We start from the raw sequence: 11,069 nt of genomic DNA on the forward strand, positions 1-11,069 counted from the left end.
TTGTCATCATCCAGCAATTTAATTAAGGGGTCGATGGTGGCTTCTTTACCGATTTCTCCCAGAGCTTTTGCCGCACTACTACGCACAAAAGAGTTGTCATCATCCAGCAATTTAATTAAGGGGTCGATGGTGGCTTCTTTACCGATTTTTCCCAGAGCATCTGCCGCACTACTACGCACATCAGAGTGGTGATCATCCAACAATTTAATTAAGGGGTCGATGGTGGCTTCTTTACCGATTTTCCCCAGAGCTTCTGCTACACTCCTACGCAAAGATGAGTCGTCATGATCCAGGTATTTACTTAGCTCAGGTATGGCTTTTTCTGATGCAGTTATTCCCAACAGCTGAAGCGTAAGTAAGGTCGGAACCTTTAACCCAGCCACTAACCCAATAGTCTGCTTTTGAAACTTTGGTTTTACTGCTCCTGCTAATCTGGCTCCCAGTTTCCAATCCAATGCTAACCCTAAGCTTACCACCCGCTGGGCTTGGGCTTGATCATCTACCAATTCCAGCATCAGCACCAGAGGTTCTGTCCATTTCAAATAATTAAGATAGTTTTGTTGTAACTCCTGATCACTGATACTTGGTAATTGCTTCAATAAATATTCCGCTGTATAGTATTCTTGGATCAGTTGGTGTCGAAACTCAATCAAATCTCCTGATTGTTGAATCAAGTGATGGTTGAGTAAGTCATCAAGGAAAGTTTCGGGGCAAACCTTAGGATTGACAACAGGCTTCTTACCTAGATAGTCAGTTAAAATTTCTTCGGCTTTTGTCTTAGTAATAGCAACAGTAATCTCTTTGGGGTTATCCCCTGCTGTCATGACAAACCCTAACTCTTGTAGCAGTTTAGGCCACAAGAGTTTTGATGCCCTTGAAACGTTAACATCTTGCTTGATTTGCTTAGAATAGAACTGGGAAAATGAGCGAAACACTAACCCCAGATTCGACGGTATCTCTCCCTTATCCTGAAACAGGGCACACAGCATCATCAATAGTAGGGGAGTTTGGCCAAACTCCCGTAAGCGATCGCCCAACTGCTTAAGCATTTGCTCTCCCTGTTGTGGCAAATACTTTCGGACAAATTCCGACATTTGCTCTACACTCAAGGGTTGCATTTCCAACTTCTTCTGAATCCCCAAGTCACCACCCACTCCTAAATCCCTAGTGGTGAAAATCATGGGAGTACGCTTCTGGTAATCCCTCCGAAACTGAGTCAAATCCACACGTGCTGCTTCTGAGGGTAGCTCGTTTACGCCATCGATCAGTAACCAGAATTGTCCTTCAAACAATAGTCTTTCGATATCGGTAGAGTCGAGGAGTACATCATGGCGTTTCAGAAAATTCCGCACTAACTCCAGCACGGATGTCTGGTAATATCGCAGTTCGACCAGCACCGGAATTTTCCCTGGTATCCCGTCATCCCCTAACAATCGCACTAATGCAGTCGATTTGCCCGAACCCGGACGTCCCACTAGTAAAACATGGTCAGCAGCATACTTGCGCAATCCGTCTAGGACAGGTAAGCGCTCAATTTTTTCCCGATTTTCCTCTTCTTCCCGATTTTCGTCTCTTTGTGGCTGCTCCGACTTGATGGTTTGCACCATTAGGCCAAAATCAAACAGCCTAGGGGTTGGTTGCTGCTGCTTGCGCTTACGACCTTCGACATCGGTGAGGGTATAAACTTGCCACCATTGGGCGTAGCTGTTACGGATTGATGCTAGATAGGGATCCCAATTGACCATCTTAAGGATCTTATATGAAGGTTGAACAGATTTTGTGACGCATTCCCCCACCTGGCCTACGGCCACGCTGCGCGAACGTTCAGGTGGGGGTCAAGGAACGCCAAATTGTGTTATAATTAATCTAGCTTGAGCGGTACGGCAAAGGACAGAACAAGATTCTGAGCAACCTAGAGGCACGACCTCTCAACGCCAGGGAAAACAAACCTGTAAATCCTTTGTAGTCGGTTTATATACGTCAGACTCTAGGTAAAAGTTTCTTATTATTGCCCCATAGCGGAAACGACTTGGGGGAATAGTCCAGCAAAAGTCCTGGCTATTCGGCGAGAATGCCGCCTATCGCGAGGGATAAAACCTTGTAATTAACAAAGACACCCCCACCTCGCGTAGCAGTTGGGGGAAGCATTCATTTATATGGCACCCTTGTCATTCATTCTAGCTGGGCAGCTGAGTTGGTGGGCAGTGCTTTGGGATGGGTACCGGAGCTGAGCTGATTGGTCTGCTGCACTGCCCACCCTACATCTGCTGGCATCAAGTGGTGGAATGGGCATCAGGCGTGGAACTGGCATCAGGCGTGGAACTGGCATCTTGCCAGTTTCAATATTATGTTGGGGCGGGCAGTTGGTGGGCAGTGCTTTGGGATGGGTACCGGAGCTGAGCTAATTGGTCTGCTGCACTGCCCACCCTACATCGGCTGGTGTGGTTGTGATGGTAGTTGAAATTATAGTTGACAAAATTCCTTATAAGTGTTTTCATCACTTGCCCTAGATCTTTCCATCTCCTGATCACCGCATTTCCAGGTATTCCAGTGCTATTTTCTGACTAGTAACTGTTGAAATAATCAAGACTTAGGCAATTGCCCCCTAAATCCCCCAATTCTGGGGGACTTTGACATCATTACTCCCCAATATTGGGGGGCAAGGGGGCAAAACCCAGTAAACTTCGTAAGTCCTAATAATATTTTTTTTGTAAATTAGTTGAGAAAGCTTTGCATTTGAAACCTAAATCGACTAAACTAGTCTAGGAGCATTAGCAATAACTAATCCCTGGCTGCTCAAATATTCTCTTAACCAAGGCAGCTTGGTTCCAGCTTTTAACAAAAAATTATTTCATTATTGATTATGGATCCATCTATATCTGAATCAGAGGCCAGTCAGGTGATTGAGATCAAGTGGGGAGAGCGATGGCAAGTCTATCGACGCTTGCAAGAGCTAGAGATTCCCTGTCACTGTAAGACTGACCAGCCCTTGAAAGCTGAAATCGATAATGTCATGGCTTTGATTCAAATTTGGAGTATCCTCAGACAGCTAACCCTTCCGCGCCAGGAGTTAATATCCTGGCTCGATGATTGCTGGCGGCTTCCTAGCAAAAGGCGCAAGGAGAGACTTTAGGGAGTGTGTAGGGTGTAGGGTGTAGGGTGTGGAGTGTGGAGTGTAGGGTGTAGGGTGTGGGGTGTGGGGTGTGGGGTGTGGGGTGTGGGGTGTGGTTTCCTCGATCAGCGACTCCATTAAGACAATACTGATACTCCCAGGTATACTCAACATTCAACCTTCAACATTCAACCTTCAACCTTAAACCTTAAACCTTCAACCTTGGCCAATAGGCCACGCTACGCGAACAACCTGCTAACCTTAAACCTTAAAAGAATACCGTTACTATCAATTCATGACAAAACCAGCAATTCTACATTTAGAAGGGATTACTAAACACTTTGATCAAACCACTGAGCCAGCAGTGGGGAATGTGTCGTTTACCCTGTATGAAGGGGATTTACTGGGATTAGTGGGGCCATCTGGCTGTGGCAAAACGACTTTACTGCGGATTGTAGCTGGGTTTGAGCGACCCCAAGGGGGACTAGTGGTATTGGCAGGACGGAAAGTGACTGGGCCAGGGTATTGGTTACCACCAGAACAGCGCAATACTGGTATGGTCTTTCAAGACTATGCTCTATTTCCTCATCTGACCGTAGCAGAGAATGTGGCGTTTGGGCTTAAGCAGAATCGGAAACAGAAGAGTGGTGTCTCGGTCAAGAATAATACGGAAGATGCGATCGCATTAGTCGGATTAGCTGGCATGGGCAAACGTTACCCCCACGAACTCTCTGGTGGTCAGCAGCAGCGAGTAGCCCTAGCCCGTGCCTTAGCCCCGCAACCTAAATTAATTCTATTGGATGAACCCCTCAGCAATCTGGATGTGCAAGTGCGTCTGCGGTTGCGTCAGGAAGTGCGAGGTATTCTCAAAGAAACGGGCACCTCTGCTATTTTTGTCACCCATGACCAAGAAGAAGCCTTATCGATTTCCGACCAAGTAGGAGTCATGCGTTCTGGTCGATTAGAGCAATTGGGGACACCAGAAGAAATCTATACCAATCCCAGCTCTCGCTTTGTAGCAGAATTCGTCACCCAAGCCAACTTTTTACCAGCCCAACGTAGAGGAGACCTATGGGAAACAGAAGTAGGCTCTTTTGCCATCAGAGTCAATGACTCCATACTTAATACTAAACTGGATCAGCTGGAGGAAGGGGAGCTGATGCTTCGGGAAGAAAATGTTCTTCTCAAGCCTGATGATGACTCCACCGTAGTGATTCAAGACCGACATTTCCTAGGTCGTGAATACCGCTACTGTTTACAAACTGCTTCCGGCAAAAAACTCCACGCTCGCACCAACCTTAGCACTCAGTTACCGGTAGGAAAGCGGGTGCGAGTGTCTGTAGCTGACCCATCAGTACCGATATTTTAGAATGTAGAATGTAGAATGTAGAATTTAGAATTGGGAATTGGGAATTTAGAATTTAGAATTGAATATAATTTAGAATTCACCATTCTGGCTTCTAGCTTCACCATTCTGGATTCTGCATTCTGCCTTCACCATTCACTATTCTGCCTTCACCATTCTTAATTCTGCATTCTTAATTCTTAATTCTACATTCTTAATTCTACATTCTTAATTCTACATTCTTAATTCTTAATTCTACATTCTTTAATCCTGTTTCTTCTCTCCTGACTGATTGCCATTAGACCCTGACTCATTGCCATCAGAGGATTGGACTTGCTTGAGGTGAATCTTATTCACCTGAACAATAAAATGTTCTATGGCTTTTTGTGACTGTTGTTGACGTCGCGCGCCATCGGATGAATCAGAAAAGCGATAAGGTTGACTAACTCCCAATACAAATTTTTCCTGTTCCGCTTCTAACAATTCTACAGTAGTGTTGGCAGCAATCCAATTTTCTTGAAACGGAAAGGAAGTAGAGACACTAGCAACAATAGAAGCAACAGCTGGAAAGATTACCGGGAGCCACTTTAGTAATGCAGAACCAGTTTCTAATTTGTCTAGCAAGACTAAAATTGGTGTTATTCCCGATAAAATAATGGTTAACATTTGGGCAATATAGTAAGCATTTCGGGAGGTCCTGCGGGTCTTTTTATAATCGTCAATTAACTCTTGGCTATAGTTTAATGCTTTTTCTATCGCTAGAGTTATCGGGTTATTCTCTATGGAATTATTACCGCACCAGAGCCCACTACACAGTTTAGACTTTTTGGTCAGTTGAAACTCATGATTAGCTTCTTTATAGTCTTGCCACAATTTTTGATTAAATAGAAACAGAAATATAAAAACGGCAAAACAAGCAGCGCTAACGATTAGCAATATTTGACGGTGTGAGATCAAAATAGAGGCAATTCCGACCCCAACCGCAGCAGCCAGGAATAAATAAGAACCTACGCTTATTAAAACTGAAGGTTTTGAAATTGATGAAGAAGAGATTTGCTCTATTGTCTTAGGAATTTTAGTCTCTGGAATTCCGTCAACTTGCATTGCTTCCAAATTCGTCATTTTTATCTAATTGTTAATAAAGTTAATGGACAGAATTGTCTCCAGTCAATTCTAGCAAGTGGGCATTGGTGATTGGTAGAGTACTCAGAAATCCCACCGTTTAACCTCCCCACACTTCCCCATCTCCCCATCTCCCCATCCTTTCAAGGGTATGTTTTTTACAAAGACGTCAGGTGTGGGGTGTAGGGTGTAGGGTGTAGGGTGTGGGGGTACAGACAAGCGATGCCTCAGGTGCGACCCGTGGCGAATTAAATTACGGGTCAAGCGCACCATTACCTTCATGAGGGGGTTTCCCCCACTCGCTATTGCATCAAGACAATATACTTAATTTGTCGTTAAAATCATCATTTGTTCGTTGTTTTTCTTTTCCTCTTCCTCTGAGTCGTCCCATGTTTTACCCAAATGTAAAAAACCTACCCCTGTGAGTACTCCCCATCTCCCCATCTCCCCATCTCCCCATTTCCCCATCTCCCCATCTCCCCATTTCCCCATTAACTAACCAGGTGCTCCATTGCGGTGGTTGTTACTGTAGGTGACTCTCGTACCAGCCCACTGAAGCTTATTCCTTAAGGTCTGGTAATAGGAATACTTTTCCCGTAAGATAATGAACTTGGCCTGACAATCTGCTCTGCGCACGTCCACCCGTTGTCCAGGCCAAATAGAGGTTGCGAGCACACCATCCATCCAGAGTTTAGTGTTTAGCTCATAATCCCCCAAGGGCCAGATACTGACAACAGAGCCAGAGGGGAGGACGAAAGGACGACTGGAAAGGCTCATCGGACAAATGGGGGCGACTGCGATCGCTTCGATTGAGTCGTGCAAAATTGGACCATTAGCGGAAACAGTATAGCCAGTGGAACCAGTGGGAGTGCCAACAATTAGTCCATCCCCTTGGTATTGATCGACTATTTGTCCATCAATTTCCATTTCCAGAATTGAGGTAATCATCCGATCGGCAGAGGCAGGTTTGACACACATTTCATTGAGTGCGAAAAAGCGTCCGCTAACTGGTGTAATGTCAGTGCGGTTTCCCCCAAACACAGCCCCCTCTAACATCATCCGCCGCTGAACTGCATAGCGGTCTTCTAATAGTCGGTTCCATACTTGCTCAGTGTCTTTAAATTCTTCAATAGGTTCGGTCAGAAATCCCAGATGACCTCCAACATTTACGGCCAAAATTGGTATTCCTTCCGGAGCCAGATGTCTTGCGGCTGCTAATACTGTCCCATCCCCGCCAAGAACCACTGCCAAATCAATGGCTTCGGTGGCAGAAGCTAAAAAAACTGGGTAGGGATTATCTTTCGCGCCACTTGGTCCGATCAGAACCCTGCACTGGCGTGCTTCCAACTCCCGAGCGCATTTTTCTGCGCAACGTTTTCCTTGAGAGTCTCCAGCTTTGTGAATAATAATGACTTGCTTTAGCTGCACGTTAATCTTCTGGCTTACCCCTAGTCTTCACTGTTATTCTAGAGTGTTGGCTTAAGCATTACCTGATCTTTGCGGGGAAATTGGGTAAATTGTTCAATTGTCAAATAAATTTAATTCTCAAAAAAGCCTTTTCTTGATCAAGAAGACTACTAACTTGGGCTAACTATAACTAGAGACTGGGTCAAACAGACTTAGTTAATAGGAGATTAACCCATGACAAACGAAGAATTTGATACCTTAGTCAAGAAACTCGAAGATTATGCCCAACGATATCCCGATAATTATAAGCTGCGTGTAGGACTTCTAGCTGCACTGGGTTATGCCTACATTTTTCTGGTCTTGGCAGGGTTGTTAGGAGTTCTCGGACTGGTAGTACTGTTGATTTACTACAGTGGTCGGATCAATCGTGGCATGGTTCAACTGATCATGCTTTTGCTGGTAGCGTGGATGATTATGCGATCGCTATGGGTGAGTTTTCCACCACCCCAGGGATTAAAACTACAGCGCCAGCAAGTCCCAAAACTGTTTGCCTTGATTGATGAGTTGACCAAAGCTCTAAAAGCTCCTTCCTTTCACCATGTCATCCTGACCAGCGAATTTAATGCAGCAGTAGTTCAGATTCCTCGTCTGGGCTTACTGGGATGGCAAGATAACTACTTAATTTTAGGACTACCTTTACTCCAAGCCCTTTCTCCTAGACAATTTCGAGCAGTCCTTGCCCATGAATTAGGACATTTATCTGGCAAGCACAGTTCCTTTGCAGCCTGGATTTATCGATTGCGTCGAACGTGGGAGCAGATTTGGCAACAATTGGAACAAAGTCAACATGCCGGAGCAACAGTACTGTTTCATGGCTTTTTTAATTGGTATTCCCCTTTTTTCAATGCCTATTCTTTCGTACTTGCCCGTGCTAATGAATACGAAGCTGACCGCTGTGCTGCCGAGTTAGCAGGTAGTCAGCACGTTGCGGAAGCGCTGCTGAGTGTTCAGGTCAAAGCTCAGTACTTGGAACAATCTTTCTGGAATGACATTTATCAGAAAGCCCACCATCAACCCAATCCTCCACAAACCCCTTTGCAAGATTTAGCTAAAGCATTGTCGAGTCCCATTGAACCCAATCAGCAACAACAGTGGATTAGGTCAGCGTTGATGTCTCAAACCCATCATGCCGATACCCATCCTTGTCTGTTGGAACGGCTAAAAGCTTTGAAATATCCCTTTAACCCACCCCCTAGCTTACCGATACGGGTCTTGGTAACAGCGGCTGAGCAGTTTTTGGGTAAAGCGTTACTACCCCTGACTCAAGAGTTGGAGCGTCAATGGCAAACTACTATCAATTACCAATGGCGAGAAAACTATACCCAGGCTCAGGCGATACGCCAATCCTTGGAAGCTTTAGAGGCAAAAGCTGCCGACTCTCCGCTAAGTGTTGAGGAAGCCTGGAATCGTGCTCGTTGGACATTAGATTTAGTCGGCACCCAAGAAGCAATCCCGTTATTAAAGTCAGTACTGACCAGGCAAGCTGACCATGTATCCGCCAATTATTTACTAGGGCAAATCTTAATCGCACAAGATAATGAAGCTGGTATCGATTATCTGGAGCAGGCGATGGCACTAGACCCAGATAGTGTCTTGAGTGGCACTCAATCAATTTATGGGTTTTTAAGACGCCAAGGACGTGACGCAGAAGCAGACCAATATCGTCAAAGAGCTGCCAAACATCATGAATTAATCACCCTGGCACAGGAAGAGCGCTCTGGTTTCAGTCACGGCGATCGCTTTCAACCCCACGGACTATCGACTGAGGTAGAAGCTGCCTTACAACAACAACTTGCTGGTTACCCTGAGATTAAAGAAGCTTATTTAGTGCGCAAAGTAGTGCTAATCTTTCCAGACAATCCCTATTACATCCTCGGTGTCAGCCGTCAGCGTAATTTTTTGGAGTCGAATAGCTCTACTAAAGACCAACAACTGATTGACCGTCTAGCGGATGAATTAGAATGTCCTGGTCAGACCTGGATCACTATTTTAAATAGTACGAATAAATCCTTGAAAAAAGCACTGCGAAAAACGGCAATTTCCCCAATTTATCAGAGTGTTGTTAATCAAACGTTAATTACTAATTAATGTTTGTATATTTTTTTATTAGGTGAGGTACAAAATTCTGGGTTTTAGGGAACAGGGAACAGGGAACAGGGAACAGGGAACAGGGAACAGGGAGCAGGGAACAGGGAGCAGGGAGCAGGGAGCAGGGAGCAGGGAGCAGGAAAAAAAACTTGTGTACCTCATTAGGCTATAAACCGCTAGATGGGAGGCGTGACAGGTGTGGTAAGTGTGGGAAGATGGGGCGATGGGGCAATGAGTAACTAGCTCCCTTTGACTGCACTGCATCGCTACTCCCGACTCCCGACTCCCGACTCCCGACTCCCTATTCCTTTTACAGAGAAGCGTAACCAAAGGTGATGTTAAAACGACGACACCAAACTGCTACAGAGCCAAATTCATCAAGATTTATGTTGTCAGGAATAGCATAGCGTTGAGCACCACTGAATTTCTGGAGTCGGGCGAGGGTTACATAGTCTTGTGGCCGAATTTTACGAGGTACACTACTGTTCCGATAAAGGAGTACCTTCACTTCGGGTCCACTACCGGTTTTAAAGGATTGATCAAATTCTAGATAGCGTTTACCATTTTCATTGACAATCTTGGCATTTCCTTGAGTGCGATGCCCTCTATCAACGGTGATAAAGCTTCCTGTGGCGATAGTAGAGGCTATTCGTTGACTGACCAGAGCATTGTTTAAAGAGTTGTGCTTAACAACAGTTGTTTCTGCTTGCACACCAGGAGTTGCTGCTGCCATTAACAATACGGATAAACCACCAACAATTAGACGTTTCATAATACTTTCTCCTAGTAATCAAAAATGAATTAAATCATTGTTTTAGTTGCTTAATTATTAGAATGAACTACCATTCTGAAATCACCCTAACGAATAAATGAAAGTTAGATGAGATTTAGACAAGAAAACTGAAGCACTCATATCAAGTCCGGTTGAAGACCGATAATCTAGGGGCGGGGGCGCGGGGAGTGTGGGGAGTGTGGGAAGTGTGGGAAGTGTGGGGAGTGTGGGAAATGGGGAGATGGGGAGATGGGGAGATGGGGGAGATTGTTATTAAGCGATGCAGCGCGGTCTTGGGGGTTTCCCCCATGAGCGACTGCATCAAGACAGGGTAGTCATCCTAACATCATATCAGCCCTAAGCTACTTTAGGGTGGCTGAAGGTAAGGGAATTGCGCGGTAACCCACTACCTGGTAGAACGGATTTGTGACCAATACGTGCGATTGCGCTACGCGCACGCTGCGCGAACGCATCCCTGATCTCACAACCGATTGTATACTTAACGCTCATGAATCAAAAACGCATCATTGGTCTAACCGGTGGTATCGCCACGGGAAAAACCACCGTATCGAATTACCTGGCTGATACCTACAGGTTACCGATTTTAGATGCGGATATCTATGCCAGAGAAGCGGTACAACCAGATTCACCAATCCTGAAACAGATTTATCAGCGCTACGGTTTACAAGTGCAACACAGTGACGGTACCCTGAACCGCAAACGCTTGGGAGAGATAATTTTTAGTAACTCAGCTGAGCGACAGTGGTTAGAGCAACAAATCCATCCTTATGTACGCGATCGCTTTAAATCTCAACTCGATACCATAGTGGCTCTTACAGTCATCTTAGTTATCCCTTTACTATTTGAAGCTAAGATGACCGATTTAGTGACAGAAATCTGGGTAGTCAGCTGCTCACCAGAACAACAGCTCAGACGGATCCAGAAACGCGATCGCATCTCTAAAGAACAAGCTCAAGCCCGGATCAACAGCCAACTCCCCCTCCAGCAGAAAATAGCACTTGCTGATAAGGTTTTAGATAACTCCTCTACCAAAGAAGCTCTAATCCAACAAGTATCTACTGCCCTTGCTACCAATGGATATCATCGATAATTAAGAATTAAGAATTAAGAATTAAGAATTAAGAATTAAGAATTAAGAATTA

The 11,069-nt window shown here is 45.1% G+C and carries 11 protein-coding genes; 6 read left to right on the top strand and 5 right to left on the bottom strand.

The genetic code is table 11. The annotated features are described in order from the left end of the window. Nucleotides 1-1,745, bottom strand: a 1,745-nt coding sequence (locus AC4II3_RS23380) for an NACHT domain-containing protein (protein WP_488017093.1), incomplete at its 3' end; no start/stop codon positions are given. A gap of 469 nt (nucleotides 1,746-2,214) precedes the next feature. Here AC4II3_RS23380 and AC4II3_RS23385 point away from each other — a divergent pair. The 3 genes from AC4II3_RS23385 (at nucleotide 2,215) to AC4II3_RS23395 (ending at nucleotide 4,481) form a co-directional block, all read left to right on the top strand. Further along, nucleotides 2,215-2,400 (top strand): hypothetical protein, encoded by a 186-nt coding sequence (locus AC4II3_RS23385; RefSeq protein WP_488015504.1) that lies wholly within the window; start codon nucleotides 2,215-2,217, stop codon nucleotides 2,398-2,400. A 463-nt stretch (nucleotides 2,401-2,863) separates the two neighbouring features. Beyond that, entirely contained in the window at nucleotides 2,864-3,133 is a 270-nt protein-coding gene (locus AC4II3_RS23390; protein ID WP_488015506.1) for an Asr1405/Asl0597 family protein, read from the top strand. 274 nt (nucleotides 3,134-3,407) lie between these two features. After that, nucleotides 3,408-4,481, top strand: a complete 1,074-nt coding sequence (locus AC4II3_RS23395) for an ABC transporter ATP-binding protein (RefSeq protein ID WP_488015508.1) — start codon at nucleotides 3,408-3,410, stop codon at nucleotides 4,479-4,481. A 240-nt stretch (nucleotides 4,482-4,721) separates the two neighbouring features. On the opposite strand, the gene AC4II3_RS23400 is transcribed toward AC4II3_RS23395, so the two are convergent. The 3 genes from AC4II3_RS23400 to AC4II3_RS23410 form a co-directional block, all read right to left on the bottom strand. Next, the gene (locus tag AC4II3_RS23400) at nucleotides 4,722-5,579 is read right to left on the bottom strand and encodes a DUF4231 domain-containing protein (RefSeq protein ID WP_488015510.1); all 858 of its coding nucleotides are present in this window, start codon (nucleotides 5,577-5,579) and stop codon (nucleotides 4,722-4,724) included. Nucleotides 5,580-5,903: 324 nt separating this feature from the next. Continuing rightward, a complete protein-coding gene (locus AC4II3_RS23405) occupies nucleotides 5,904-6,071 on the bottom strand; it encodes a hypothetical protein (RefSeq protein WP_488015513.1) in 168 nt (55 codons plus the stop codon). Nucleotides 6,072-6,074: 3 nt separating this feature from the next. Further along, nucleotides 6,075-7,007: an NAD(+) kinase gene (locus AC4II3_RS23410; RefSeq protein ID WP_488015515.1), complete on the bottom strand. Its 933-nt coding sequence runs from the start codon at nucleotides 7,005-7,007 to the stop codon at nucleotides 6,075-6,077. A gap of 213 nt (nucleotides 7,008-7,220) precedes the next feature. Between AC4II3_RS23410 and AC4II3_RS23415 the strand changes: the two genes are divergently transcribed. Continuing rightward, on the top strand, nucleotides 7,221-9,134 hold the full coding sequence (locus AC4II3_RS23415; RefSeq protein WP_488015517.1) for a M48 family metallopeptidase: 1,914 nt from the start codon (nucleotides 7,221-7,223) through the stop codon (nucleotides 9,132-9,134). A 310-nt stretch (nucleotides 9,135-9,444) separates the two neighbouring features. Here the strand turns inward: AC4II3_RS23415 and AC4II3_RS23420 are convergent, their stop codons facing one another. Further along, nucleotides 9,445-9,906 carry a DM13 domain-containing protein gene (locus tag AC4II3_RS23420; protein WP_488017380.1) on the bottom strand — a complete coding sequence of 154 codons (462 nt, stop codon included), beginning with the start codon at nucleotides 9,904-9,906 and terminating at the stop codon, nucleotides 9,445-9,447. 152 nt (nucleotides 9,907-10,058) lie between these two features. Here AC4II3_RS23420 and AC4II3_RS23425 point away from each other — a divergent pair, with 152 nt between their 5' ends. After that, nucleotides 10,059-10,241, top strand: coding sequence for a hypothetical protein (locus tag AC4II3_RS23425; protein WP_488017382.1), 183 nt, complete (start codon nucleotides 10,059-10,061; stop codon nucleotides 10,239-10,241). Nucleotides 10,242-10,414: 173 nt separating this feature from the next. Beyond that, nucleotides 10,415-11,017 carry a dephospho-CoA kinase gene (gene coaE / locus AC4II3_RS23430; RefSeq protein WP_490722899.1) on the top strand — a complete coding sequence of 201 codons (603 nt, stop codon included), beginning with the start codon at nucleotides 10,415-10,417 and terminating at the stop codon, nucleotides 11,015-11,017. Nucleotides 11,018-11,069: the final 52 nt, after the last annotated feature.

The organism is Moorena sp. (genome assembly GCF_982860115.1).

Excerpts from the sequence above, each read along its gene's own strand:
- AC4II3_RS23420 (WP_488017380.1), bottom strand. The coding sequence starts at position 9,906 with ATGAAACGTCTAATTGTTGGTGGTTTATCCGTATTGTTAATGGCAGCA.
- coaE (WP_490722899.1), top strand. The coding sequence starts at position 10,415 with ATGAATCAAAAACGCATCATTGGTCTAACCGGTGGTATCGCCACGGGA.
- AC4II3_RS23415 (WP_488015517.1), top strand. The coding sequence starts at position 7,221 with ATGACAAACGAAGAATTTGATACCTTAGTCAAGAAACTCGAAGATTAT.
- AC4II3_RS23405 (WP_488015513.1), bottom strand. The coding sequence starts at position 6,071 with ATGGGGAAATGGGGAGATGGGGAGATGGGGAAATGGGGAGATGGGGAG.
- AC4II3_RS23400 (WP_488015510.1), bottom strand. The coding sequence starts at position 5,579 with ATGACGAATTTGGAAGCAATGCAAGTTGACGGAATTCCAGAGACTAAA.
- AC4II3_RS23395 (WP_488015508.1), top strand. The coding sequence starts at position 3,408 with ATGACAAAACCAGCAATTCTACATTTAGAAGGGATTACTAAACACTTT.
- AC4II3_RS23390 (WP_488015506.1), top strand. The coding sequence starts at position 2,864 with ATGGATCCATCTATATCTGAATCAGAGGCCAGTCAGGTGATTGAGATC.
- AC4II3_RS23385 (WP_488015504.1), top strand. The coding sequence starts at position 2,215 with ATGGGTACCGGAGCTGAGCTGATTGGTCTGCTGCACTGCCCACCCTAC.